The organism is Nitrososphaerota archaeon, assembly GCA_029785825.1.
Classification (GTDB): Archaea; Thermoproteota; Nitrososphaeria; order Nitrososphaerales; family Gagatemarchaeaceae; genus UBA183.
Genome location: JAFLYY010000001.1, coordinates 1,431,751 through 1,455,644, shown reverse-complemented (window position 1 = coordinate 1,455,644; position 23,894 = coordinate 1,431,751). Strand labels below are relative to the sequence as shown.

At 58.3% G+C, this 23,894-nt stretch carries 27 protein-coding genes, 1 tRNA gene and 1 pseudogene; 12 read left to right on the top strand and 17 right to left on the bottom strand.

Annotated features, from left to right (window positions below; genetic code table 11):
* Positions 1-26 precede the first annotated feature (26 nt).
* Complete coding sequence (locus JRN21_07765; GenBank protein ID MDG6989207.1) at positions 27-506, top strand: hypothetical protein; 480 nt, start codon at positions 27-29, stop codon at positions 504-506.
* 578 nt (positions 507-1,084) lie between these two features.
* On the opposite strand, the gene JRN21_07760 is transcribed toward JRN21_07765, so the two are convergent.
* A complete protein-coding gene (locus JRN21_07760) occupies positions 1,085-2,911 on the bottom strand; it encodes an APC family permease (GenBank protein ID MDG6989206.1) in 1,827 nt (608 codons plus the stop codon).
* 10 nt (positions 2,912-2,921) lie between these two features.
* The gene (locus tag JRN21_07755; protein MDG6989205.1) at positions 2,922-3,398 is read right to left on the bottom strand and encodes a hypothetical protein; all 477 of its coding nucleotides are present in this window, start codon (positions 3,396-3,398) and stop codon (positions 2,922-2,924) included.
* Between the two features lie 96 nt (positions 3,399-3,494).
* On the opposite strand from JRN21_07755, the gene JRN21_07750 reads away from it, so the two are divergent.
* Positions 3,495-4,616, top strand: coding sequence for a hypothetical protein (locus JRN21_07750; protein MDG6989204.1), 1,122 nt, complete (start codon positions 3,495-3,497; stop codon positions 4,614-4,616).
* 308 nt (positions 4,617-4,924) lie between these two features.
* Here JRN21_07750 and JRN21_07745 read toward each other — a convergent pair whose 3' ends face one another.
* On the bottom strand, positions 4,925-5,962 hold the full coding sequence (locus tag JRN21_07745; protein MDG6989203.1) for a phosphate uptake regulator PhoU: 1,038 nt from the start codon (positions 5,960-5,962) through the stop codon (positions 4,925-4,927).
* Between the two features lie 275 nt (positions 5,963-6,237).
* Between JRN21_07745 and pstS the strand changes: the two genes are divergently transcribed.
* From pstS to JRN21_07720, 5 genes are all read left to right on the top strand, one after another.
* A complete protein-coding gene (gene pstS, locus JRN21_07740) occupies positions 6,238-7,464 on the top strand; it encodes a phosphate ABC transporter substrate-binding protein PstS (GenBank protein ID MDG6989202.1) in 1,227 nt (408 codons plus the stop codon).
* 16 nt (positions 7,465-7,480) lie between these two features.
* Entirely contained in the window at positions 7,481-8,482 is a 1,002-nt protein-coding gene (gene pstC / locus JRN21_07735; GenBank protein ID MDG6989201.1) for a phosphate ABC transporter permease subunit PstC, read from the top strand.
* A 138-nt stretch (positions 8,483-8,620) separates the two neighbouring features.
* Positions 8,621-9,439 (top strand): phosphate ABC transporter permease PstA, encoded by an 819-nt coding sequence (gene pstA / locus JRN21_07730; GenBank protein MDG6989200.1) that lies wholly within the window; start codon positions 8,621-8,623, stop codon positions 9,437-9,439.
* A gap of 78 nt (positions 9,440-9,517) precedes the next feature.
* Complete coding sequence (gene pstB / locus JRN21_07725) at positions 9,518-10,303, top strand: phosphate ABC transporter ATP-binding protein (protein ID MDG6989199.1); 786 nt, start codon at positions 9,518-9,520, stop codon at positions 10,301-10,303.
* A gap of 23 nt (positions 10,304-10,326) precedes the next feature.
* Complete coding sequence (locus tag JRN21_07720) at positions 10,327-10,950, top strand: phosphate uptake regulator PhoU (GenBank protein MDG6989198.1); 624 nt, start codon at positions 10,327-10,329, stop codon at positions 10,948-10,950.
* Positions 10,951-10,961: 11 nt separating this feature from the next.
* On the opposite strand, the gene JRN21_07715 is transcribed toward JRN21_07720, so the two are convergent.
* Genes JRN21_07715 through JRN21_07695 form a run of 5 tightly spaced genes read right to left on the bottom strand, consistent with a single transcriptional unit; the run spans position 10,962 to position 14,929 of the window.
* The gene (locus JRN21_07715; GenBank protein ID MDG6989197.1) at positions 10,962-11,753 is read right to left on the bottom strand and encodes an NAD(+)/NADH kinase; all 792 of its coding nucleotides are present in this window, start codon (positions 11,751-11,753) and stop codon (positions 10,962-10,964) included.
* A gap of 4 nt (positions 11,754-11,757) precedes the next feature.
* Positions 11,758-12,615: a DUF72 domain-containing protein gene (locus JRN21_07710; protein MDG6989196.1), complete on the bottom strand. Its 858-nt coding sequence runs from the start codon at positions 12,613-12,615 to the stop codon at positions 11,758-11,760.
* Positions 12,616-12,663: 48 nt separating this feature from the next.
* Positions 12,664-13,410 (bottom strand): GTP cyclohydrolase I FolE2, encoded by a 747-nt coding sequence (locus JRN21_07705; protein ID MDG6989195.1) that lies wholly within the window; start codon positions 13,408-13,410, stop codon positions 12,664-12,666.
* A gap of 26 nt (positions 13,411-13,436) precedes the next feature.
* The gene (locus tag JRN21_07700; protein ID MDG6989194.1) at positions 13,437-14,069 is read right to left on the bottom strand and encodes a 7-cyano-7-deazaguanine synthase; all 633 of its coding nucleotides are present in this window, start codon (positions 14,067-14,069) and stop codon (positions 13,437-13,439) included.
* Entirely contained in the window at positions 14,069-14,929 is an 861-nt protein-coding gene (locus JRN21_07695; protein ID MDG6989193.1) for a 6-carboxytetrahydropterin synthase, read from the bottom strand. The genes JRN21_07700 and JRN21_07695 overlap by 1 nt, the downstream gene beginning before the upstream one ends.
* Positions 14,930-14,987: 58 nt before the next feature.
* Between JRN21_07695 and JRN21_07690 the strand changes: the two genes are divergently transcribed.
* Positions 14,988-15,080 (top strand) — tRNA-Gly (locus JRN21_07690).
* A 76-nt stretch (positions 15,081-15,156) separates the two neighbouring features.
* Here JRN21_07690 and JRN21_07685 read toward each other — a convergent pair.
* From JRN21_07685 to JRN21_07675, 3 genes and pseudogenes are all read right to left on the bottom strand, one after another.
* Entirely contained in the window at positions 15,157-15,615 is a 459-nt protein-coding gene (locus JRN21_07685; GenBank protein ID MDG6989192.1) for a peroxiredoxin, read from the bottom strand.
* Between the two features lie 19 nt (positions 15,616-15,634).
* Positions 15,635-15,970 (bottom strand): arcadin 1, encoded by a 336-nt coding sequence (locus JRN21_07680; protein MDG6989191.1) that lies wholly within the window; start codon positions 15,968-15,970, stop codon positions 15,635-15,637.
* 171 nt (positions 15,971-16,141) lie between these two features.
* Positions 16,142-16,504, bottom strand: a pseudogene (locus JRN21_07675) (hypothetical protein).
* 195 nt (positions 16,505-16,699) lie between these two features.
* On the opposite strand from JRN21_07675, the gene JRN21_07670 reads away from it, so the two are divergent.
* Complete coding sequence (locus tag JRN21_07670) at positions 16,700-17,260, top strand: DUF309 domain-containing protein (protein ID MDG6989190.1); 561 nt, start codon at positions 16,700-16,702, stop codon at positions 17,258-17,260.
* Here the strand turns inward: JRN21_07670 and JRN21_07665 are convergent.
* Genes JRN21_07665 through JRN21_07650 form a run of 4 tightly spaced genes read right to left on the bottom strand, consistent with a single transcriptional unit; the run spans position 17,257 to position 19,243 of the window.
* The gene (locus JRN21_07665) at positions 17,257-17,691 is read right to left on the bottom strand and encodes a hypothetical protein (protein MDG6989189.1); all 435 of its coding nucleotides are present in this window, start codon (positions 17,689-17,691) and stop codon (positions 17,257-17,259) included. The two genes, JRN21_07670 and JRN21_07665, sit on opposite strands and share 4 nt — an antisense overlap.
* Complete coding sequence (locus tag JRN21_07660) at positions 17,688-18,113, bottom strand: hypothetical protein (GenBank protein ID MDG6989188.1); 426 nt, start codon at positions 18,111-18,113, stop codon at positions 17,688-17,690. The genes JRN21_07665 and JRN21_07660 overlap by 4 nt, the downstream gene beginning before the upstream one ends.
* Positions 18,114-18,116: 3 nt before the next feature.
* Positions 18,117-18,482 (bottom strand): hypothetical protein, encoded by a 366-nt coding sequence (locus JRN21_07655; GenBank protein MDG6989187.1) that lies wholly within the window; start codon positions 18,480-18,482, stop codon positions 18,117-18,119.
* The gene (locus JRN21_07650; GenBank protein ID MDG6989186.1) at positions 18,479-19,243 is read right to left on the bottom strand and encodes a TrmB family transcriptional regulator; all 765 of its coding nucleotides are present in this window, start codon (positions 19,241-19,243) and stop codon (positions 18,479-18,481) included. Before JRN21_07650 ends, JRN21_07655 begins: the two co-directional genes overlap by 4 nt.
* Positions 19,244-19,310: 67 nt before the next feature.
* Between JRN21_07650 and JRN21_07645 the strand changes: the two genes are divergently transcribed.
* From JRN21_07645 to JRN21_07635, 3 genes are all read left to right on the top strand, one after another.
* The gene (locus JRN21_07645; GenBank protein MDG6989185.1) at positions 19,311-21,029 is read left to right on the top strand and encodes a radical SAM protein; all 1,719 of its coding nucleotides are present in this window, start codon (positions 19,311-19,313) and stop codon (positions 21,027-21,029) included.
* A 142-nt stretch (positions 21,030-21,171) separates the two neighbouring features.
* Positions 21,172-22,086 (top strand): DUF929 family protein, encoded by a 915-nt coding sequence (locus tag JRN21_07640; protein MDG6989184.1) that lies wholly within the window; start codon positions 21,172-21,174, stop codon positions 22,084-22,086.
* Positions 22,087-22,088: 2 nt separating this feature from the next.
* Complete coding sequence (locus JRN21_07635; GenBank protein MDG6989183.1) at positions 22,089-22,541, top strand: hypothetical protein; 453 nt, start codon at positions 22,089-22,091, stop codon at positions 22,539-22,541.
* Positions 22,542-22,548: 7 nt separating this feature from the next.
* Here the strand turns inward: JRN21_07635 and JRN21_07630 are convergent, their stop codons facing one another.
* Together JRN21_07630 and JRN21_07625 are read right to left on the bottom strand one after the other, a co-directional pair.
* Positions 22,549-23,073 carry a hypothetical protein gene (locus JRN21_07630; GenBank protein ID MDG6989182.1) on the bottom strand — a complete coding sequence of 175 codons (525 nt, stop codon included), beginning with the start codon at positions 23,071-23,073 and terminating at the stop codon, positions 22,549-22,551.
* Entirely contained in the window at positions 23,060-23,803 is a 744-nt protein-coding gene (locus JRN21_07625) for a hypothetical protein (protein MDG6989181.1), read from the bottom strand. Before JRN21_07625 ends, JRN21_07630 begins: the two co-directional genes overlap by 14 nt.
* Positions 23,804-23,894 lie beyond the last annotated feature (91 nt).

The window sequence follows — 23,894 nt, the reverse complement described above, 5'->3', positions numbered from 1 at the left end:
TATTCTGAACAGTCGTAAGAAGGCACGTGCAAAGCGAACAGATTCTGGGGGTTGTATGGGCCATTGAATGGGGACGTGGGTTCCCGGCAGGCTACGCGATGGTCTTCAGCAACACAAGAGTAGTAGGGACGAAGAAGTTGCCAATGGTTCACTATTGCTTGGCTTATCTTGGGCCTGGTTCGAAGGCTACCGATGACGAGCGCAATTACGCCTTGAAGACAGCGTCTGAGTTGATGGCTGACAAACAATTCGAATTCCCAAAAGAGTCCATCGTGAAGGCGTCGTACAGAGCACCAGGTCTCTTTTCCAGAGGTCACGTCATCTTTCAGACTGTCAGCGAGGCGATTGAAGTAAAGATTGCGAATAAGCAGAATGGAGGTGTGATTCGGCTACTAAGAACTCTGATTCCATCACTGGTAGCCTTCGCTGAGGACCGGGTCTGGGACGAGAAGACAGGAACCCTTCTCGGGCAAGAAATCCTCAAGACCCACAAACTTCCGATCTGAGTAATCAATTCGGTCTAGTTTTGGTAGCGCTTGGATTATCCGATCCCGACCGGCTTGAGGATATCAAACACTTTGCACATACTGATGAATTGACCGGAGCGCACTGGGGCGTATATGCCGAACAGGGGGAATACGAAGAGGTTGCTGGTGTAATCATGTCCCCGGTGCCAATGCTTTGAATTAAATCAGACTTGAACCCTTGTCAGGGGGCCAAGGGTCTGGGCTGGGAAAATCCCTGACGGGAACAGACGAGTTCCTTACTAGATCTTCAAAGTTACCAGGGCCTCTGCTTGGTGACGTACTCGGTCCAGCGGTGCCCGCAAAGGCGGCACTCGTGCTCGACCTCTAAGCTGTGCAACCAGACCCGAAAAGGCTCCTCGATCCTCATCGCTCCGCTCCTGGTCCATCTGGTCCGGGAGCTGTCTATGGGTTCGGATCTCTTGTGCACGCTTCTTACCACCTTCTTCCGAGACCTTTGATGGCATTTGGGGCATTTTTGATAGGCCCAGTCCAGCACTTCGGCCGCAGACCTACCTCGGTCGCCTTCAACCTTTCGGCCGTCTACGGTTTGTCAGCGGTCATCTAACGGCCGTCCTCCTGAGGACTCCGACGTCGAGCAGCACGTTGGCGGCAAGGAGGAGGGAGGACACGATGAGACCCCAGACGAGCAGGGAGTTGGGGTCAGCTCCGAGGGGACGTGATACGAGTCCGAGCACGCCTCCCGGATAGATCGAGTGTTTGAATGCGGTCAGCAAGGTCAGCGAGACGAATCCAAAGATGGAAAGGAAGATCTGGGCTCCAAGCGACCCCAGCTCGATTATGTCGAAGATGAGATACGCGAAAATCACCGCTATTGAACCGAAGACCACCACTGACGGGTTGACCGCGTAGACGGCGCTCCCGAAGACAAAGCAGCTGACCCCGATCACGAGCGGGAGGGCCTTCCCGACTCTGAGCCCGGTTACGAGATTCGGCTTGAGCCAGTATGCAGACAGGCTGATTATACCGAGGCTGACGAGGACCATGAAGTCGGTTATGTCCACAAGGAAGCCTTGGTTTCCTGCGGCAAGGAGGAATATGGCGACCAGAGTGAACATCCATGACAGGTTCGCCAGGCTCTTCGGCATGTAGCCGTCCTCACCCAAGGCTTCCAGGTGTCTCGCCGCAGCCAGAAATGCAGGCACAAACGTGGTCACCGTGGCGATCAGAAAGGCGATCGCTACGAGGAGCTCCTGGCCTGGACCGAGCAGAACTCCGGCCAGATAGAGGGCAGGGATGGCGGACCCCTGAAGAGGCGTGTGGGATGCGTACACGGCGAGCCCATAGAGTATGTTCACCGCTGAAGCTAGGACCACGCTCAGTACCATCGCAACCTCGAAATACGTCGTCTTGTCGAGCGTGAACCCTTTCTTGACCCACGACAGGATGGGGACCCCCGACCGTTCCACTGCGTCCCTCTCCATGGCCTGAATCTCTTGGAACCCGAAAAAGAGGAGGTAAAGGTACCCTGTATTGACTGCCAGCGCCGGGATCCACCCGATTCCGAGCCCTCTGTTGAGCAGGCCCGAGATGTTCCAGGAACCTGTCGAGCCCAGGACAATGCTGTGGTAAATGAGGATTAGCACGAGGGCCCCGGTCATCAGCACTTGAAAGAGCCCCAGTAGCCTCAGGTACTTCTGTTCGAACACTATATTCAGCACCGTCCAGCCGACGAAGGCTCCAGCCACCGTGTAGACGGTGACCGAGGCGTAGAAGGGGGCAACGCCATACGCGGCGAGTATCGCAGGGAGGTAACGCGGGTCGAGAACGAAGATGAGGAAAACAATCTTCGTGTACGCGGCGAGCGCGGTGTTGGAGATCCACATGGAAAGGCGTGAAACGAAGTACCGCACGCTCCTCGTCCCTACTGCGATTTTGGTGAAAGAAGGGCCCCCTACCCCTTCGACTCCGAGGCCCTTCGACGTCCGGTACATGTTCGCGTAGACCTTCGCCATCCCTACGGAGAGCAGGGTGGCGAGCAACAGGGAGGCGATGGAGATGACTTCGTACTGGATGACGTTCTCAGGAATCAGGATGAAAAGGGGAGACCCCAGGGTCGCCCCCAACCCTATCGCGAGCATCGTCCCGAAGCCATAGACCGGTCTCCTCCTCCCTGCCATAGCAGGGAGCCGTCTGAACTTCACCCGAAAGGATTCGGGAAGCTGGGCTATTAGAGCAGATCCGCACAAGGCCAACGCTACCGCCGCCAGGACAGCCACCACGTCCCCGATGTTGGTGCTCCCGACCCCGGTTAGGAACGTAAGCTCATCATACACGTACCCGATGGCGACGCACACCATCAGCACTCCCATGGCTGACGCGCCAACCTTCAGGGCAAGAGCGGCAGTTCTTACCTTTGGCTTCATGGTGCTACGACTACGTTGGCTCCGCAGAGAAGCCTGCCCCTTTCAGGTTGTTGGCGGCCTCGCGGAGTGAGTAAAATGCAGACAGGAGTAGCACGAGCCCTATCGCGAACTCCATGAACGAGAGGTAGGGTGAAAGCGGAGACCCCACGAGGGCGCCCGAAGCCCTTCCGGCCAGGTAGCCAAGCAGGCCCGAAACGGTGTCGATTCCTGCTACGTTCGGGACGAGCATTACCGCGCCAGCGGCGACTAATATGGACGCCAGCATCAGCTCCCCCAGGGCGATGGCGACCAGCCTGCCCGTCCTCTTGCCCTCTCGCATCTGGAGGACCCTAACGAATTTCTGCAGGCTCTCGTCATGGGAGCTCGTCAACCTGCCGTCCAGCGTCCTCTTCAACTCGTCCTCGGACCCCAGAAGAAGGGTGACGGCTTTTATGTCAAGAATCAGCTTGTCGAGGAGGTCTTCGGCCCTCTCCTCATCCGAATTCAACCTTTCCACTGACGCTTCAGGAGTATTTCATCCTTGGGGAGCCCCTTTCGTGTCGCACCAAACGGTTAAAGGCGAAAGGCGGGGGTCCGGACTCGGATGGACGCTACCGCTTCACTGAGGCAAACGGTCACCCACCTCTTCGACGCCGTGAGGTTTGCCGACCATGCGAACGAGTTAGAAGAAGCAGCCAGAAAGGTCGAAGGAGACCTGGAAACGGCCCTGAACAAGACGGAAGCGCTCTCCGAGGACCTCTATAACGTCCTCACGTCCCTGAAAGCCGACCACGATCCGGTCCTGAAAGGGCTCTCTCAGCAGGTCCAGGACTTCCTTTCAACGGCAAAAGACCAGGCAAAGGTGAAGCTGCAGAAGAGGGCGAAGGAGGAGCTGGCCGAGTATCGTGATTACGCCCTCGCAGAGAAGGACAAGGCGCTGAAGAGTCTGGAGGCATTCTTCGCTTCAGACCCCCTCCCCGTGGTCGAGGAGGTAACACAGGTGAAGCTGGTGGAAGACATCTACGAAGCTAGGTCACGATGCGAATGCGAGGGAGGGATAAGATACGAGTTCGGGTTGGCCGCTCAGAACTCTCGCCTCTTCCATCAGCCCTGTCGGCTGTCTGACTACGGCTATGAGTTGAAGGTCCCGGTGAGATTCTCCCGGGGCCTGCTGAGCAAGACCAGGGTGGCTGGATTCGAAAGACTCGACCAATACGTGCTCGAGGAGGCCGAGTCCTCTGGAGGGAAGCTTAGGGCTGCCTTTGGGAAGGGAGAGAACGAGGCACAGATGAGGCTGGTAACCTCGGGAGACCAGCCGGACAGCTTTATCGGGATTGACTACAGCGACAAGGTGCTCGGGGTGAACGTCATGAACGACCAGTCTTTGGTGGCCTTCGTGGACACAGCTGCCATGCGCAAGGCAGCGGCGGACGTGGTGTCAGAACTATCTGAGCTCGCCAAGAAGAGGGTGTCTCTTCTCCGGCTCTCCGTGGATGGCGAGGCCTCCGTGGACAGCCTCAGGAGCAGGAAGGTGCTCGACAACGTGCTCGAGGTGATGGGGCCGACCTACAGGAACCTTGTCAAGGCCATGACAGCAGAGGCCCCCTCCGGGAGGGCGGACGACGAACTCACCCTCGAGTTCCTGATGGCGAGGTTGAAGATCCTGGGCGACGAGCTCTCTGCCGCAGTTTCGCGGGCGCTGGGAATCACAATACCGGCCGTCTGAGATACGAAGTGAGGGACCTCGCATGGGGAGGGGACCTCGTTCTGCCTACGTCTGGCTCGTCATGATGTGTACCTGGACGCCTTCCGCTTGGATGCCACCTATCGCGACGAGCGTGCCGTCCCTGCCTCCCTTAAGGAAAATGGGTCCCCATCGAGCCTGCATCGGCTAAGCTCTTCCTGGCCAGAGCCTTGTGGCCTTCCTGGCTTTGATTGAGGAGCATATGAATGGCGGAATTCAGCAGAAGGGCGAAGGTTCGTAGTCGCCATGCTCGAGAGGGGCCCGCAAGGTCCTATAGACCCCAAGATCTTCTACATCGCCTTCGGCTCTGTCACAGTCAAGTCGATCGCAATCTCCGCAATGTCGGAACCATATTCCGCGGTCCTCCGTATGCTCTCAAGCATGAGCTTCAGGGATCCAACCTGAGCCCCGCTCATTTTTGGCGCGAGAATCTCGCTGCTGATCTTGCCTTCCATCGCGGCGACTTCTTTCGACTTCGCTATGGCTTCTTCGGCTGTCTTGGCGTCCAGCCTTACCAGCGAAGAGACGGAGCTGTCGAAGACCTTCTTTGAAATGGCTGTAATCTCCTGGATCTTCTTTACTGCCCCCTCAGGGAGAGTCAAGAGGTTCTCAGCCTGGGTGGCGATGCCCACGGCGTGGTCTGCCACCCTCTCCGCGCTCTTGACAGCGAGCCTGTAGCCGAGACAGTCCCTGGTTGAGGTCAGTCCTATCTCCTGAATCACTGACCTATCCCTCGCAGCGATGTTTAACTGTCTTAGGAGGAAGTGGTAGAACCTGTCCACCTCATCGTCTCTCTCGATGACCTCTTCGGCCATCGCCGTATTTCCCCCCTGCAGGACCAAAACGGAATCGGTGAGCATTCCTCCGGCGATTATGGCCATGCGCTCGAACGCCTTCTTGAGGGGGAGGTCCACGTACCCAGAGAGGCACTGTGTGAGTATCCCTCCGGACGACTCCTCTATTATCTCAACCCCTACCAGCTTTCTCCGTATTCCCTCACGGATGAACGCCCTCAGAGAGGAGTCTCCCCTTCCAAGGACGATCCTGATTGTGTCGTATCCTGCTAGGTAGTACGAGATGAAGTGTCTAAGAAGGAAGTCTTTGTCCAGACCCTGCGCCTCAAGGATTGCTTCAGACTTGGGGGCCGTCCTGATATCTCGTCTGGGGACGATGAGCAGCGACGAGTCAGGCTGGACCAGCACCGCCACAGGGTCCTTTGCCCTCAATCCGACGTCCGTCACCCAGCTCTTTGGAAGGGAGACGACGAAACTGTCTCCCCCTGTCTTCTGGACCTTCCTGAAATCCTGCTTTCCAAATTCAGCCTTCAAGCCGCCGTAGGAGTTCAATAGCGGATATATACTTCTTCTGCCTCTGACATTAGACCCATTAGGAGAATGCTGGGGCTCGGTAGCGGCCCCGGCCAGCGCGGTTCTGGGCACGTTTGGCATTGGTGGCTCCACTTCTTCGCTACAGCGTCCCGAATGAACCTGCGTCACTCGCCCCTGAAGCTCAGGTCGGCGTACATCTCTATATATTATATGACTGGCTACATAGAATAGTTCGACGACCGATAAATCATGGCTGACTATCGGCACTAACGAAAATGACGTCTCTAGCGAACAAGGAAAAGAGACAAGCGATAGGTAACCCTGCCCTCGTTGTAATCGCCGTGGTGCTGTTGATTGCGGGCGGCGGCATCGGCTATTTCGCCCACTCGGGCTCAGCCTCAGCCGTCACCACCACCGTGACCGGGCCGACCTTTACTACGACGGTCTACTCGACGGTCCAGGGTTCACAGACATCGACCTCCTCAGGCGGGCCGACACTGCCCGCTTCTCTTCCTACAACCACCATCTCGGAGACAGGCTCAACCCTGCTCTATCCTCTCTTCAACTACTGGGTCCCTGGTTTCAACACCACCTACACCAACGTCCACATCAACACCGCAGGAACTGGCAGCGGCATCGGAATCTCTAGTGCTGCTGCGGGCACCGTTCAGATCGGTGCTTCCGACGCATACCTGCTTCCAGCCCAGATGAACCAATATCCGAACCTCCTCGACATACCTCTGGCAATCTCGGCGCAGATGATCAACTACAACATCCCTGGGATACCTGGCACCACACACCTCAACATGACTGGCAACATACTCGCACAGATATACAACGGGACAATCTCGTACTGGGATAACTCGCAGATAACCGCGATAAACCCAGGCGTGACCTTGCCCCACCAGATAATCCACCCGATCCACAGGTCTGACGGGAGCGGTGACACCTTCATCTTCACGACATACCTGTCTGACACCAACTCCTGGTGGAGCAGCCACGTCGGCTTCGCCACCTCGGTTTCGTTCCCAGGCCTTCCCACCGCAGCGGCCTACATAGGTAACGGTGGTATGGTCCAGGGGTGCCAGCAGACTCCATACTGCATCGCGTACATCGGCATCAGCTTCATGACCAATACTCAGGCTGCCGGGCTCGGGTACGCTTACCTCCAGAACAGGGCAGGCAACTTCGTCAACATAACACAGGCGAACATTCAAGCAGCGGCGGCTCAGATGGTTGCAGCGACTCCACCCAATGAGGCACTTTCTCTGGTCTACGCCCCAGGTGCCAACTCGTACCCAATCATCAATTACGAATATGCCATCGTCTCCAAGACCCAAGCCAACGCCAACACTGCACTGGTAGTCAGGACATTCCTCGACTGGTGCATCGACCCAGCCTACGGCAACGCGCAATCCTACCTGAACAAGGTCGGGTTCGTTGCCTTGCCTGGTCCCATCGCGACTCTCAGCTACGACCAAATCGCGCAGATAGGCCCGTAGATCAGGTCTCACGCGGATGAAAGCCGCAAGCGGCTGGAAGCGGTCAGCAGACAGGGTCTACGCCTTCGTCTCCGCACTGCTGGGAAGCAGTGCGCTCCTTTTCCTTTTTATGATTCTCGCAGTCCTGGTGACTTTCGGCACCGCCTCTGTAGCAGTCAACGGGCTGAACTTCTTCACGACTATAATCTGGAACCCGGGGATATCGACCACCCTGACCACAATCCGCGGGTTCGCCGCTATGTCGGGGGCTTCATATGGGATGCTGGTCTTCTTTTCCGGGACCCTCATCTCGTCTGGTCTCGCGCTCCTCATCGGGGCTCCACTAAGTCTCGGGGTGGCAGTCTTCCTTACGACCGTAGCTCCGAAGCATGTCTCAAATTCGCTGTCATTCTTCGTCGAACTGCTGGCAGGGATTCCCAGCGTCGTTTTCGGTTTCTGGGGGTTTCTGGTGCTGGCGCCTATGCTTTTCAACTATGTCGAGCCAGCGATGGCGAGCTATCTCGGTTTCATCCCAGGTTTCGGAGGACCTGTCTACGGTTATGGTCTCTTGGCCTCTGGCATAGTGCTCGCCCTGATGATAGTCCCAATCGTCTCAGCCATAAGCAGAGACGCGATGGCTCAGACCCCCGTCGAGTTGAAGGAGGCGGGGATGGCGCTTGGCATGACAAATTGGGAGATCACTCGAAAGGTGGTCCTGCCTTACGCCAAGACGGCGATAGTCGGGTCCCTGGTCCTTGGCCTAGGAAGGGCGCTCGGAGAGACCATGGCTGTGGTCCTGGTATCGCAATCTGCCCTGAACATAGTTCCCAAGACGCTGTACTATCCAATCAACACTCTTTCGGCATTCATGGCGGTGACGTTCGACAGCGCGTTGACCGACCCTTCCGGGATGGAAGTCAGCGCAATCGCGGAGCTAGCTCTGGTCCTCCTCCTCATCACCACGACGGCGAACATAGTCGCCCGTCTCCTCGTAAGGCGTGGTTTCATCTCAAGCGCCGAACACCTGGTCCAGGTGTGATCGATGAGCAAGAGACAATCTATCTCCATCATCCGGGCTTCGCCACAGGGTTCTCGTTCCCCTACACCTGCCTCCGCCGCGCCGTGGGGCGTTCGCCGGCTTCCCGGCTATGGCAGGAGGCATCTCTGGAACATGATAATGACCGGGCTGACTATACTCAGCATCCTCATTGTCTTGATACCTCTCGCGGACATAATCTATCTTTTCGTGATACGGGGCCTGGAAGTCATTTCGTGGGCGGCACTGACTACGATAACCGTTGGGACAGGGGTGGAGTTCGTCGGAGGAGGCATCGCGAACGCCATCTCCGGAACGGTCGTCTTGATGTTACTGGCTACAGCGATGACGGTCCCTCTGGGGCTCTTGGGTGGAATCTACATGGCAGAGTTCTCGAACAACAACAGGTTCTCGGAGGCGCTGCGTTTCGTCGCCGATGTATTGGCTGGCAACTCCTCCATGGTCGTTGGGCTGGCAGGCTACTTCGTCTTCGTCCTGTACTTCGGCTGGGGGTATTCCGCCCTCGCAGGGGCCTTAACCCTGTCTATCCTGATGTTCCCCTACGTCTTCAGAACTACGGAACTGGCCCTGAGGAAGGTCTCTAACGACATCAGAGATGCGGCGAAGGCACTCGGTAGCACCAAGACCACCATGATAAACCGTCTCACGCTCAGATATGCTATGCCTGGAATCATCACGGGCGTGCTCCTGTCGATAAGCATCGGTCTCAGCGAGACTGCTCCGCTCCTCTTCACCGCGTCTTTCTCAAACTACAACTTCAACGGTAACCTATTACACACTCCTGTAGGATTCCTCACCTACGTCGTCTATGTCTACTCACAGCTCCCTTCGAACAGCGCTCACAACCTGGCTTTCCTCTCTTCCTTCCTGCTCATTACGAGTATCCTTGTCATAAACGTCGTCGCTAGAGTGGTAGTCAGGAGGTTCTCGAAGGTATAAATGATGGAAGAAGAGAAAGTCATCCCGGGCCTCTCCAGCAGAGAGGAAAGCAGCGAACGGGAGCGAAAAGACACGACTATGGAAAAATCAGAGGAACTGACGCGAGAAGGGACTGGCCTGATAAGGCTCGCCGCCCTGAGCGCGTTCTACGGGGAACGGAGAGTCCTCAGGGAGGTCTCGCTTTCCATCGAACCGAACAAGGTAACCGTATTCATGGGGCCGTCTGGGTGCGGCAAGACGACCCTCCTAAGGACGATTAACCGGATGAACGACGGGGTCCCGAAGTTCAGCGTGACCGGCCAGGTGCTTCTCGACGGCACCGATGTCTATTCACCAGAGGTGGACCCGATACTCCTCCGCACCAGGGTCGGGATGGTATTCCAGAAACCTAACCCCTTCCCCATCTCCATCTATGACAACGTGGCTTTCGGGCCAAGGATACATAAGCTCACAAAGACGAAGTCCGAGCTGGACCAACTGGTCCGAGATAGCCTCGAGAAGGCAGCCCTTTGGGATGAAGTGGGCACCAGGCTGAAGGCCAGCGCCTTAGACCTCTCCGGGGGCCAACAGCAGCGCCTTTGCATAGCACGTGCGCTCGCCGTGAAGCCTGAAGTAATCCTCATGGACGAACCTGCGTCAGCACTCGACCCCGGCTCGACCTCGAAGATCGAGGAACTAATGGTCGAGCTGAAGGAAAACTACACTGTCGTCCTGGTCACGCACAACATGCAGCAGGCGGCAAGGGTGGGGGGGAACGTGGCCTTCCTCTACAAGGGAGACCTGGTCGAGTTCGGTCAAGCCGAAGACGTCTTCCAGAACCCCAAGAATCCACTGACTGAGAAGTACATCCGAGGCGCCTTGTAGGTGTCCCCTGGAGGAGACGGGGCATGAGGCTCATGGACTTGGGGCTGGACCAACTGAATTCGCTGCTAGTCGAAATGGCGCAGTTGTCGCAAGCCGCGGTCTCAGCCTCCATCGAAGCGTACGAGCGGGGTGGGAAGGGGAAAGAGGTGAAGCAGATGTCGGAACGACTCAGGGTGCTGCACCGCCAGGTGAGCGACCTTTCCGTGGAGATCATCGCGAGGTACCAGCCGGTGGCGTCAGACCTCAGGTTCCTCAAGGCGTGCTTCGAGATATCGTATGGGTTCTTCAGATATGGCCGATACGCTCTTGACATCACGGATGTCCTCGAGGTGTTCGGGGACCTGAGCAAGTGCGACCACGGCTCGGTGGCGGCGACAGCGCAGAAGACGCAGGAAATGATCAGGATGAGCGTAGACGCCTTCGCTCGAAGAGATGTCGAGCTCGCAAGGAGGATACCTTCTCTGGATGACGCTATCGACTTGAGCTACAGAGAGAACGTCAAGGGGACGCTCCGAGGCAAAGGGGACATAAGGTGCGCGCTTTCTTCCATGCTGATACTGAGGTACCTAGAGCGCATCGCCGACCATGCGACCTACATCGGAGAGACGGTGGAGTACATCACGACTGGCATAGAGCCGTCGAAGTAGCGGATTACGGTCTACCGGAATGAGACCAGCCTAGTGACCTTCTTTCCCGGCCTGATCGTGATCACCTCACCGACTGCTACCCTGATCCCGCCCCGACTCCCCGTGGTGCCGTACAACCTGGCATCTGCAGGCCTGAACAAGGAGAGCCTGACTTTGGCCCCCCAGGGGACGGTGTATCTCAGGGGATGCTCATTGCTCCCTTTGCGCTCGGTAAACGATGGAGCGATGTGGCATATCCCGATGTCGCCCCTTCCGATAAAGCTGTGCGCTCCAGGGTTCATCCTGTTTCCCACAAGCTTGTCTGGATAGGAGTAATAGCCTGTTGAACCGGCCGAGGTGCATACCACCACGCCGTCGCCTATCGCTACGTCTTCAGTGCTGAGACTCGTGCTGTCTATCTTCACATTGTACCGTATGCAGTTGCTGTCACCCCCCCTCTGAAGGTAGACGTCGGTGAAAACTTCACCCAGCGATCTTCCGTCCTTGAGGACCTCGAGCCGACGATGCTTTTCTATCTTGTAGGCCCCGGCTGCGACCAGGCGGAGTGCCTCTGGGAGCTCGTCGAAATACGCTTCCGCCAGGTAAGCCTTGGACCCCGTCGGGTTCTTCGACCTGACACCTACGAAGAGCAAGGGGATTTCTTCTGTCCGCCCATAATCACCAAATCTGCCGTCCCCGCCCACCACAAGGCCCATGTCAGCTCGCCCCTTCACCACGGTGAACCCAGCTTCTTCCAGCGTCCTTCTAAGCTGGACCTGGTCGACCTTCGGCCTGACGCCGTCCAGGAGCAACTTGACCTTCATGCAGTCACTTTCCTCTTTTCTCCACGAACTCCATCAGGCTGCCTTCCCCCTCCTCTCTCCGCCCTGTCTCTATGAACTTCGTAGCTCTCTCTCTCGCGTCCTGTTGCTGGGAGCTGGCCCTGCCGAGCTTCTCCAGCATCTTCAACGAGTTCTCAACGGCGAACCCTTTGAAATGGTTATTGAAGTAGCCGTACGTCTCCTTGACCCTGGCGGCCACCTCCTCCACCTTGGGCGCCCAATTGTCTAATTCCTTGTCGCCATACCTGTAGTTGTACCAGGGCCTGCTCCCCCTGCCATGCCACCTGATGAACGCGAAGTCTGCCGTGACAACCGTGTCAGGAGGGAGAAGGGGCTCGTCCACTATCACGTTGGCGACGTTCCTCCCCCTCAGGTAGGACCACACTTCCTCTCTGAGCCACGACGGATGCCTAAACTCGACTGCGAACCTGATGTCTTCCGGAGCCCTCTCGAAGAACCCCTTCAGCCTGGCGAAGTCGGACTGATATGCATAGCTCGGAGGGAGCTGGACCAGGACGGGTCCCAGTTTGCCGGTTGCGATGAGCGGCTTGAGAAGCCCCAGGAACCTGACCAGGTCTGCCTCGACCCCCTTGTCCGCGTCAAGCCGCTTGTCATGCGTGAGCTGCCTTGGGAGCTTGATTGAAAAGACGAACTTTTCAGGGGTGTATCTGGCCCACCCCTCGACCATCCCTTTCGAGGGGAACGCGTAGAATGAAGAGTCTACCTCGACGGTCTGGTAATACTTGGAGTAGTAAGCGAGCTTGTTCGTCGTCGAGCTGGGATAGAATGCACCCGCCCACTCGTTGTAGGACCACCCCGACGTCCCTACGAGGAGATCGGACAAGCCGGTTGGGTCGCTGAGGGTTTGCGATTTAAACCTCGGCTACGGCCTCTAGAGGATGGGCATCCACCCAGGACGTGCCGACCATGTTGCTATAGCGTCGTGGGCGTGGATAGACTCGAAGCACCGCCCGCTCACGAAGAGCGCGTTGGGGAACCGATTCACGCATTCACGCACGAGGTCCTCAGCGAACCTGGGGTTGGCCTGCGCCTCCAGGATCTTCTTCGCTTCCTCTAGTCTCTTCATGTGCTCGCGCGGTGAGGCAGAGAAGCACTCGTTGATCCTCCGGATGACTCCTACCGAGTCCAGCGCCCTCTCGCTCTTGAGGACAAGGGTCATCTGGGCTCGCTGCATGTGCCCAATCCCTATCATCTTCTTCGAGCAGGGACACGCCGTCATCCCGTCGACGACATAACGGTAGGTGACTGCTCCCCGCTGGGTGGCCCGCATGGTGACCTTTGCGAACTGGTCGTCGAAGGGAAGGTCGAAGCTTGCAGTGACGCTTGACCCAGGTTGCGTCTCGTTGATCTCTCTGCAAACGAACCTTAGCCACTGCTCGACCCCTCTGGGCCTTCTGCCGTTGGCCGCCTTCACCAGCCGGCTCATGTGTACCCCTCTGTGCAGCCCGGTCGACGTCTGAATCGAAAGTTCGACGGGGAGCGTTAGGCTGCCAGTCGTCCCCAGCACCTTGAAGTTTGCAATCCCCGCGTCTATCGGAACCTTCGACGTCTCAGACTGCACGTCGGCGGTGGCGTCTATGAAGTCGAGAGCGTCCGATGCCCTCTCCTGCCTCTTCAAGGAGCCCTGAACTGGCCGCCCTTCCCTTAAGTAACTTTCCCCAGGCTGGGGGAAAGAGGGTCCGGTACCCCGGCCTCGGCGAAGGAACGCTTCCGGGCGAGGCATCCGTCGCACCTCCAGCAGTGCGCCTTCCCATTTCTGTGGCAGCTCCAGGTCTTTTCCAGAGGCACCCCCAGCGAGGAGGCAAGTGAGATGACCTTCGGTTTCGTCATCCGGCGAAGGGGTCTGAGGATGCGGAGGTCGTTCTTGTCCAAGATAGGGGACGCTGCCCTGAACGCCCTCTCAAGCGAGCCGAAGAAGCGGGGGGTGACATCCCGGAAGACCTCTAGGTCGTCCCTATTGTGACCTCCCACCAGGACGGAAGCGCCCACCTCTTCGCCATATGAGGCTGCGAACGAGTAAAACACGCTGTTCCTGAGAGGGATGTAGGTGAGGGGGAGGCCGTCGAAGTGAGCTCCAGGGATGTCTTCTGCCTCTCTCAGATCTGGGACACTTACCAGCCGATGCTCCGAGACCCCTGCCCGGGAGGCGATCGACTCCGACGCCCGAAGCTCCTGCCGGGCGATGCCATGGTACTTGAAGGTCAGCGCCCTGACAGAGTATCGCCGCCTGACCATATAGAGCGCGGTCGCAGAGTCGATCCCGCCCGAAAGAAGCACTACCGCTTCTTTCGTCCTGCTGACGCACCGTCCTGATGTAGTTTCGCCAATACATGACTCCCTTTGTTGAGGCCTTCGTAGACGTAGACTCCGACTGCAGTCACGTTCCTGGGCATCTTAGGGGCAACGCGCCCGAGGACTTCCCTCGCCAGGTTTTCTACCGTCGCTTCGCCATCCAACAGGACCGTCGTGTCTCTGGGGGCCTTTATGGCAAACTGTCCGTGTACAGTGTTGAACATGAGTGAGACGCTCTTGGCGTCCATGGCGGTTACATACTTCTTGTTGATGAACAGCTTGTGGTCCAGCCCCCGCACTGCCTCCCTGACTACAGGCTTCGCCACACCAAAGTCGACCACCATCCCCTCGATGGGGCGGCCGACGACTTCCACCAGGACGCTGGAAGTGTGCCCGTGCATGACCGAACACTTCTCCGTCTTAGGGAGGATGTGGGCGTAGTCGAAGCTGAAAGAAGGGTCGTCGAGGAAAATCGTCTGAACCCCTCCCTCTTCGCCAAGACCGAGAACCCTGATGCCGTGATCCATGCGATCGCTACGAGTCACGTCCCTCCTGACGATCACGCAGTCTTTCTTCACCTGACTTAGCCCTCTCAGTTCCGAGTCGCTAAACACAGGCTCGACGAAGAGCCATACGCCGTTGACCGCGAAGTCTGCGACTAATCCCGATCCGGGGACTTTCACGTTCTCACTGTAGGCGATACGCAGGCCGTCGAGGAGTCCCGCTACCAACTGGTGAGTTCCGCTTCTCTTCATGCCCCCCGACGTCCTGTACCCTCTCTCATACCCACCTTCGTCAAGGCGCCTGAGCCGGGGGGCGAGCTTAGACAGGAGTTGTTCGCTCATCCTCGGTGTGGCCGGAGACGGGTTCGTTTATACTGTTTCCGGCGGAGGGGCCTGTGGCGCGGCCTTGATCCAGCCTGGTCAGGATAGTGGCTTCCCATTCCCGGAGAGGAGAGAGCCATTCGCCCGGGTTCGAATCCCGGAGGCCGCACCATCTCAGACGCAGGGCTGCCACGGCGCTCCCCCAGTGGTAGGGACCCCGTAACGCCTTCGGTTCTGTGGGACTCCCGCTACGAAAGCGCCTTCAGCGCTGTGACTGCTTCTTCTATGTGCTGCTTCGGCCTGAGTTGAGACGAGAAGGAGTGCCTCACCATCCCTTCCTTGTCCACGACGAACGTCACCCTCCCTGGGATTAGACCGAGGGATGACTTCGCCCCATACGTCTCTCTCACTTTCCCCCCAGGGTCAGAGAGCAGGAGGAACTTGGCGCCGCACTCGCTGGCGAACCCGCCATGGCTCTCGACCGAGTCTGAGCTGATGCCGATGACCTCGGCGCCCAGTTTCAGGATGTCATCGTAGTTCTCGCTGAACGCCTTTGTCTCAGCGGTGCACCCCGCTGTGAAGTCCTTCGGATAGAAGTAGATGACGACGTTCTTCGACCCTGCGAAGTCGTGCAGCGAGACCGTCCTCCCGTCCTGCGCCTTGAGGCTGAAGTCGGGAGCTCTGTCCCCTAACTTGGGTCCTGACATGGCTCGTCTCCGAAGGCCTCTAGGTCCCTTCCGTTACCTTCCGTAGCGTGAGCGACCCATTTCGTATCTCCAGTTCGTAAACTTCGTTGACGTCCAGCCTGATTCCAAGCATGTCATATTCGGACTCGGTCAGGGTCATGATAACTTTCGAGTAGCCTATTTCTCTCATCTGTGGCATCAGCCCCATGGACTGGAGCTGAGAGACCATCCCTTGCACGACCCTCGCTTCGTCGCTCGCCGGGAACATCTCCGGTCTGCGGGCGTCCCTGACCTCCACTAGCTCAATCTGCTTGGCGGGGAACCCGGTAAGTGGATCGGTCACCCCGCTTATCCTGCTGACCTTTACTTTCCCCATTCCAGCAAACAGCGGATTTCCACAGGTATAAACGCAGCGTCGACCGTTTGCAGCCAGTTTACTAGCGCAAACGTCGCGTTACTGAGACACGTCGGGCTGGGGTTGGGCTCCCGCGGACCCTTCCCCGGGCTGCTCAGGTTCACCCTCCCCGGGCTGATTCGCCATGATCGCCTCCACCTCCTCTGGGGAAAGTATCCTTGCCATTGAAAGGTTGACCATCGAGTTGGCTGACGCGTCTCCAGACATCCTTCCTATCCTCCCTCTGAGCTGGCGCCACTTCAGCTTCGTGTTCCCGCTCTTGGACGTGTAAATGATCCCGAGAACGTCTCTGGCGTTGATGAACGTGATGTCCCTGATCTTCTTGAGGTCTACCTTGTCGACCGCCTCAACATAGATGGATCCCTGGTCACCTTGCTTTTCGGGGAACACTTCGGGGTCGCGGAGGTATGACTCGGGGATGAAGCTCCTGCAGGTGCTACTGATCAGGAACCTGCGGAACCCCTCGAGATTGCAAGTGACGTCGAGCTCGACCAAATCCCGTCGCCTGACTCGCCGCGCCCCCTCAGAGGTTATAAAATGATTCCCGCACAGAAACGACTCTTCGGGGAAGGGTGGGTTCCACTACTCAAGATCTTCCACACAAAGTTCAGGCGGCTAATCTGGTCATCACCCACGACAAAACACAGGTTTCTCAACATTAAAGCGTTCCAGAGGCGCAGCACAGCCTTGATGCGGTTCCTCATCGGGTTGAAGGCGAAGGGGGTCCCCCGAGGGAGCCTCCTGGACTCGGCCAGGGCGGCCACCAGGGGGCTCGGCGTCCAGTGCAGGAACCCGAAGTGGACCTCCTTCGGGAGCCTCGAGCTCGACGTGTTCTCTCCGACTCGAGAAGACTTCGACCTCTTCATTGAAGCAGTCCGCCCCTTGGCAGACTTCGAGTTCACTCGTGATCTGAGCGCGCCCCCAGAGCACAAACCCGAGCCCGAGCTCCTCTCCGAAGCGAGGTCCCTCTTCAACGCGGAACGTTACTGGGAGTGTCACGAAGTCCTCGAGGGGATCTGGAGGTCGAAGCAGGGGGACGAGAAGCGGCTCCTCCAAGGGATTATCTTGGTCTGCGCCGCGTTCGTACACCATCAGAAGGGAGAGGCGGAAGTAGCCGCTGGCATCCTGAGGCGCGCCAAGCCTCAGGTCGTCTATCCCTTTCCGAGGTATGGCGGATTCGACTTGGAGGCACTCAGGGCGAACGTCGAGACGGTCCTCCAGACTGGCCGCTTCTCAAGCTTCCGGGTCTAGCCGAACACGGGGAGGTTCATCGGGTTCGCCTGTTCGGAGATGGTGCTTCTGTCCTTCAGCCCCAGCAGGTTCAGCCCGACGCCCAGGGCCGCCAGGACGGCGCCGAACGTGTACTGGTAGAATGCGCCCCCAAGGGAGGGATACCCAGCGTAAAGGTAGACGAGGTACCCTAGCAGTGCGAGGAAGACCGCGGAGAGACCGGCGCCTGCAGGGTACGCGACTGACGCCCCCCAGAATCCGAGGGCGCCCACGGCCAGCAAGGCGAATGCGAGCACGACGAACAGGTCAGGCACAGCCCAGCCCAGTTGGGGCGCGACGCAACCCCCAGAAGGGCACCCCTCTAGGGCGTTCCACGTCCACATGGTGTAGATGGCGAAGGCCGACTCCAATATGGTGGTCCCGCCAGCCACCTTCTTGATTGACGACGTCACTTCTGCATCGTAAGCCTGTAGTATCCGGCTTCGACGTTCTTGTTGACGTTGTCCTTCACGAGGAAGAGCCTGTGGATAGGGTTGGCGGTCGCAGGCGACAGCGAGAAGTCCTTACCAACGACGAGCTCATACACCTGACCGTCTCTGCAGGCGTGCGCCAGCTTCTTCCCTGGTTTCGCTCCGAGACTGTTCATCATGACGTCCTTGGCGGTCGTGCAGGTGAGGACCGCCCACTCTTCGTCTTCCGGTATCGACTCGAACCCGACGCTCGGCTTGAGCGGCTCTCCATACCTCTTGTCGTCACAGAACAGCTTCTTGCAGCTCCTGCACCTCCAGACGTCTACGACCCCCTGAAGGTAGTTGTCGCGGTTCACGTTGACCATGCCGATGAATACGATTTCATGCTGGTGAGGTTCAGCCATTGTTCAGCCGCCTCCGCCCCCCCTGTTTTTCTCCGTTGCGGCCTCGTAGAGGGGGATGAGCTCCAATATCAGCCTGTCTACCCGCATTCTCCTTTCGTTGATCTCCCTCACCATCGCCTCTCTCCAGGTCCTGTAGCCGTTGGCTACCCCCAGCCTGGGGTGCACTGGGATGATGCTCTTCCCGTCGCCTGAGATGATGGCCATCCCCTTCTCTAGGAGCCCTTTGGCTGACTCTTTCTGTGAGGATGGAATCCGGCCCTCGCGCAGGAGCCTCAGGTAGAGGATGGCTTCCTCTTTTGACAGCGCCGCCTCTGCCATCAGCTCCCTGACGACCTTTTCCTCATCCCTCGGTGGCTGACTTCTGCTCAATGCTTTGACGTTCCCGGCGAGCTCCAGAGGAACTCGAAGTAGTCCTTCGCGAAGCTCGCCAGCCCGTGGTGAGAGGCCCAGATTGCAAGCGGGAGCCCCCCCTGCTCCCCGCTCCCAAGCAGGAGGACCACCTCTCTGGAGTCCGATACAAGGCCTCCTCCGTACATCGTCTTCCTCGACCTGACCTCTGCGTGCTTCGCCAGCTGGTCGGCAGCCCCCTGAGGAAGATCAGGAGAGGTCAGTATGAGGCATTTGACCCCCTTCTCCTTCAGGGTGGCAAGAAGGGGTTCGATTCTGTCAGTGAACGGAGCCAGCTGCGAAGGCAACGCTATGAGTAATTCCGCCCTGCAGTTCAGCAGCAGGTTCTTCACCCGCGAAAGGATCTCGTTAGTCCCCCTCATAATCCATATGTCCGGCTTCTCCTGTTCCCCCCTGCTGACGTAGATCCCCATCAGCTCCTCAAGGGCTGTCTGCTCCTTCTCCTTTCTCTCGGTCTCTTGTCTGGCCCTCAGCTCTTCCAGGGCGGTGTCAGGAGGCTTCGCGGTGTAGACGATTGGTCTGCTCTTCTGCTCCTCCACCCACCCGCGCCTGTGAAGCGACTCTAGGGCGTCATACACCTTGGAGTAAGGTATCCTTGCCTCCCTGCTCACGTCGCTGGCGGTCATTGTCCCTCCCTTCAGGAGGGCGACGTACGCCTTGATTTCGCTCCCGGTCAGACCGAGCTCCTCCAGAGATCCTGACGCCCTTTCACTCAGACTCACACTTTCCAGCCTCTGGTCCTGTCCCCGGCAGGCTGAGTTTTAACTTTTTACCCTCGGCAAAGTTAAAATGCTTATATGCGCTACGGGTCAGGGAGACCTCAGCGAATCTACCTTGGCCCAAATCGCAGATGTCAGCCTGGAGCTGAAGAAAGAGGTTTCAAAGGGGAACTTCATCCGACAGACGCAGTCGATCTGTCCTGACTGCAACAGAATCCTGCCCGCGATTGTGTTCGAGCGTGGCAGTAAGGTCTGGATGACCAAGACCTGCCCGGAGCATGGCGAGACCGAGGAGCTCTACTTCGGCTCCTATGAGATGTACAGCAAGTTTTCGCGCTATTGGAAGGACGGCAAGGGGACCCACGCCGCCAACGTCCCTATGGATGTCTGCTCCTGCCCAGCAAACTGCGGCCTTTGCTCCAACCATCTGTCCCACACTGGGCTGTCCAACATCATAGTAACCAACAGATGCGACCTGACCTGCTGGTACTGCTTCTTCTACGTCAAGAAGGGACTGGAGGGGGCCTACGTCTACGAACCCACCCTAGACCAGGTCAGAGAGATGGGCCGCTCCCTGAAGGCTGAGAGGCCGGTCGCTGGGAACTCCGTCCAGATTACGGGCGGAGAGCCGACCATAAGGGAAGACCTCCCCACCATAATCAAGATACTGAAGGAAGAGGGGGTGGACCACATCCAGCTCAACACCAACGGTATCAATCTCGCACTGAACCCCGGGCTGGCGAAGAGGCTCAAAGAAGCTGGCGTATCGAACCTCTATATGAGCTTCGACGGTGTGAGCCCGAAGACGAACCCGAAGAACCACTGGGAAGCGCCCTATGCCATCGACGCCTGCCGCAAGGTCGGGGTGGGGGTGGTGCTGGTCCCAACGGTCATAAAGTCGGTCAACGACCACGAGCTCGGCGACATCATCAGGTTCGGACAGAAGAACATCGACACGGTACATGCCGTCAACTTCCAGCCTGTCTCACTCACGGGCCGCCTTACCAAGACCGAGAGGGCGAAGTACAGGATCACCATCCCAGACTGCATCGAGAGAATCGAGGAGCAGACCAACGGCATGATCACGAAGGACGGCTGGTTCCCAGTCCCGTCCTGCTCGCCGGTGACCGGCTTCATCGAGGCCTTCACGAAGAAGGAGCAGTACGAGCTCTCCATACACTTCGCCTGCGGGGCCGGGACATACGTGTTCAACGACCCAGACAAGAAGAGACTCGTCCCGTTGCCGGAGTTCGTCGATATCCCAGGCCTCATCGAGTTCCTCGACGAGAAGCAGGAAGAGATCTACTCAGGGACCAACCGCTATGTGGTCGCGGCGAAGGTCCTCACTAGGATTTCGGCCTTCGTCAACAAGGAGAAGCAGCCGAAGAGCCTGAGCTTCGCCAAGCTGCTGACCGATGCCCTTGTCAAGCACGACTATTCTTCCATTGGGCAGTTCCACCTGAAGAGCATGTTCCTGGGGATGATGCACTTCCAGGACAAATACAACCAGGACGAGGAAAGGCTCCAACGCTGCGACATCCACTACCTCACCCCAGACCTGAGGGTCATTCCATTCTGCAGTTTCAACGTCATACCGGAATGGTATAGAGACAGGATACAGCAAAAGTACGGAATGCCCATAGAGGAGTGGGAGGCCAAGACCGGGAAGAAGCTAGAGGCGGGGCTCTACAGAGGGACTCTGAGACGCGGCGGGCACGTGCAAGGGTGCGGATGTGCTGCAGGCGAGCATGGGGAACCGCTTCCCATCCAGCCCATAACCGGGACCTAATCGCAGACCTCCAGGCAGACCGCTTCAAACCCCGACGCCTTCGCTTGGGTCCCCGAACCGGCGAGCGCTTCAGCAAGGGCGCGGAGCCAGTTGGTGTTCTCCTCATTCGATTTATCTACTGGTGTTAGAGGTCGCTCCCCGATTGTCGATAAAGGCCAACCTGAGGGCCCGCCAGAGGAGGAGGCGGGTCATGTGGATTTCGATACTGGCGGCCGTGGCCGCCCTCATCGTCGTCTCATACTTCGTCGCCGCTTCGCTGAATGACCCCTATACCAAGTACATCGGCCTCCCCGTCGACTCCGCGACGATGAACGCGCTCACCGGGGTGAGCACGTCGACCTTCAACGCCGTGGGAGCGCCTAGTGGCGTCCATCCCCCGGTCAACATCACGGGGTCCCTCTTGACGTCGGGCGGGAAGCCTGAAGTGCTCTACATAGGGGGGGATTACTGCCCGTACTGTGCCGTCGAGCGCTGGAGTCTGATAATAGCACTCTCGCGCTTCGGGAACTTCAGTGGCCTTCAGTACATGCTCTCCTCGAGCACGGACGTAAACAGGAATTCCCCGACTTTCACCTTTACCCACGCGAACTACACGAGCAATTACGTCACATTCGTCGCAGTTGAAGAATGGGGAAGGACCGGGAACGTGATACAGACGCCCACGACGGAACAGTCAAGCCTGATGGCGCAGTACGACACCTGTGCTTCCGCTTCCCCGCCATCAAGCGGCTCCATCCCATTCGTGGACATAGCTAACCAGTACGCGCTCAACTGCGGGGCCCAGTTCAACCCGTCCTGCCAACCCCTGACCTCGCTCTGCATATCCGGAGACAATTGGACCCAGATCACCTCTCAGCTGAACGACCCGACGAACCCCAAGACCCAGGCCATAGTCGGGGCGGCCAACTACCTCGTCTCAGCCATCTGCCAGGTGACCGGCGGGAAGCCAAGCTCAGTCTGCAGTCAGACCTACGCCCAGCAGAACCTGTCCTACTCGCCCCAGGCTGCCTCCTTCCAGCCGACGCTCATGGCAGTTCCCACACGGCCACTGGAGTAGCGTTGGATCGCCTCACGAAGGCGTTTGTCGCCCTCTCTGTCGTAGGCACTGTCATAGCCATTTACCACGGCTATGACGAAATCACGGCGTACTCAGGCCCACTCTCAAACGGCTGCAGCGTCTTCACAGGTTTCAATCCGTTCCTATCATGCACCACCGTGTTCGCAGGGGGCCACGACACCTTCCCTCCCGGACCCTATGGGATCCCCCTCTACGTCTATGGCCTCGTCTGGTTCCCCCTGATGACCGCCCTCGCTCTCTATTTCGGGCGCAGGGGATCCCTCAACGGAGAGGTCATGGTCCCGGTGCTGATGGTGGGGAACCTCTTCACGGTCTATCTCTGGTACATCGAGCTAGTCGTCATCCAGGCCCTCTGCCCCGTCTGCGTCTCCATGTACATCCTGAACTACGCCATGTCAGGGCTCGCCTTCAAGGCCCTGGCGAGCGCCTCCTAGGCCCGGCTCACTCGATTCCAGGAGACTCCTGGCAACTGATGTTGGAAGGGGATATCGGTAGGTTCCCCGCCGTGACAGACGGGACGTTGTATACTATGGTGAACTGGCTCCCCCCGGCCAGGGGCTTGACGGCGATGGACAGGTCGACGTTGGAAAGCGCCGGCGACTCGGGGCTGATGGTGAAGGGCATGAATATGCTCTGCCCTTCAGTCACGTTCGACAGGCCCATGCCACACACCGGGGTGTTGGCCGCATCGGTGGCCGGGGACGTGAGCTGCGCATAGAGCGGGAGCGCGCTCGCGTTCTGCCAGGTCAGGGTGAAGGCGAACTCGGTCCCGTTGAAAGAAGACGAGGAGACGGTCGCGTAGTTGGCGAAGGGCTCGGTCCGGGTCGGGAAGCTGTCGTTGGCATATGCCAGGTATCCGATGTACAGCCCGAAGACTACCGCTCCTACGATCGCCACCACCACTAGGGCCTTTGGTAATGACAGTCGGGTGCGGGCCTTGTCCCTGGAGCCGCTACCTGAGATCATCTAGCCTCGAGGACGAACGCATCAGGCCCAGGATTCTGTCGAAGTAGGACTCGAGCGCTGCCCTGAACTTCTCCGCCTTCCAGCCCGGCTCTGCCCCTTCGAGGAACCTCTCAAGCCACTCGAACTCCTGCTCAGACATCCCCCCCATGGACGAAACGAACGACTTGTTCTTGTAGTACATGTCGCTCTCGTTCTCGAATTCCCCCCTCCTCTTCAGCGAAGCTACCGCGAAGGCGTTCCTGCAGAGGAGCCCGGCGTCTGTGACCGGGTCCCCAGAGGGCCTGTCGGAGACCCATTCTGCGAAGAATTTCTTGGCCATCCCTTTCTCCTTCTCGCCCATCACTTCGAAGACGACGTCATCTACGAGCACGTTCTGGAGGTGGTTGAAGGCGTCGACGAGGAGCTCCGTCTCCTTTGCCCTCAGCCCGTCCCTCTCCTTGAGCTCTTCCAGGACCTCCTCCAAGACGCCGCCGTCGTGCGAGCTCGCTCCCTGCTCTGTGAAGTACACATGTGCAAGCTCATGGAGGACGAGCCCTCCAAGCATCTCCGAGTCGAGGGCCCACTCAGAAATCAGGATCCTATGGGTATCGCCTTCCTTCCGCGCGTATCCCATTATGGCCAGGCTGGGCTCGACGTTTAGTGCCACTTTGGACTTGACCACATACCCCTTCTGCTTCATGCGCTCCAGGGCCCAGTCGAGGGTGTTCTGGAGAGACCTATCGGTGCTCATGGCGCGCATTGTTGGCCGCGCGCTACGCTTCAGACGGATAAACATCTCGGTCTGAATCGAAACCCAGGCAACGCGGCAGCAACCCTATTCT

Excerpts from the sequence above, each read along its gene's own strand:
- JRN21_07760 (MDG6989206.1), bottom strand. The coding sequence starts at position 2,911 with ATGAAGCCAAAGGTAAGAACTGCCGCTCTTGCCCTGAAGGTTGGCGCG.
- JRN21_07750 (MDG6989204.1), top strand. The coding sequence starts at position 3,495 with ATGGACGCTACCGCTTCACTGAGGCAAACGGTCACCCACCTCTTCGAC.
- pstS (MDG6989202.1), top strand. The coding sequence starts at position 6,238 with ATGACGTCTCTAGCGAACAAGGAAAAGAGACAAGCGATAGGTAACCCT.
- pstC (MDG6989201.1), top strand. The coding sequence starts at position 7,481 with ATGAAAGCCGCAAGCGGCTGGAAGCGGTCAGCAGACAGGGTCTACGCC.
- pstA (MDG6989200.1), top strand. The coding sequence starts at position 8,621 with ATGACCGGGCTGACTATACTCAGCATCCTCATTGTCTTGATACCTCTC.
- pstB (MDG6989199.1), top strand. The coding sequence starts at position 9,518 with ATGGAAAAATCAGAGGAACTGACGCGAGAAGGGACTGGCCTGATAAGG.
- JRN21_07720 (MDG6989198.1), top strand. The coding sequence starts at position 10,327 with ATGAGGCTCATGGACTTGGGGCTGGACCAACTGAATTCGCTGCTAGTC.
- JRN21_07715 (MDG6989197.1), bottom strand. The coding sequence starts at position 11,753 with ATGAAGGTCAAGTTGCTCCTGGACGGCGTCAGGCCGAAGGTCGACCAG.
- JRN21_07695 (MDG6989193.1), bottom strand. The coding sequence starts at position 14,929 with ATGAGCGAACAACTCCTGTCTAAGCTCGCCCCCCGGCTCAGGCGCCTT.
- JRN21_07685 (MDG6989192.1), bottom strand. The coding sequence starts at position 15,615 with ATGTCAGGACCCAAGTTAGGGGACAGAGCTCCCGACTTCAGCCTCAAG.
- JRN21_07680 (MDG6989191.1), bottom strand. The coding sequence starts at position 15,970 with ATGGGGAAAGTAAAGGTCAGCAGGATAAGCGGGGTGACCGATCCACTT.
- JRN21_07670 (MDG6989190.1), top strand. The coding sequence starts at position 16,700 with ATGCGGTTCCTCATCGGGTTGAAGGCGAAGGGGGTCCCCCGAGGGAGC.
- JRN21_07660 (MDG6989188.1), bottom strand. The coding sequence starts at position 18,113 with ATGGCTGAACCTCACCAGCATGAAATCGTATTCATCGGCATGGTCAAC.
- JRN21_07645 (MDG6989185.1), top strand. The coding sequence starts at position 19,311 with ATGCTTATATGCGCTACGGGTCAGGGAGACCTCAGCGAATCTACCTTG.
- JRN21_07630 (MDG6989182.1), bottom strand. The coding sequence starts at position 23,073 with ATGATCTCAGGTAGCGGCTCCAGGGACAAGGCCCGCACCCGACTGTCA.
- JRN21_07625 (MDG6989181.1), bottom strand. The coding sequence starts at position 23,803 with ATGAGCACCGATAGGTCTCTCCAGAACACCCTCGACTGGGCCCTGGAG.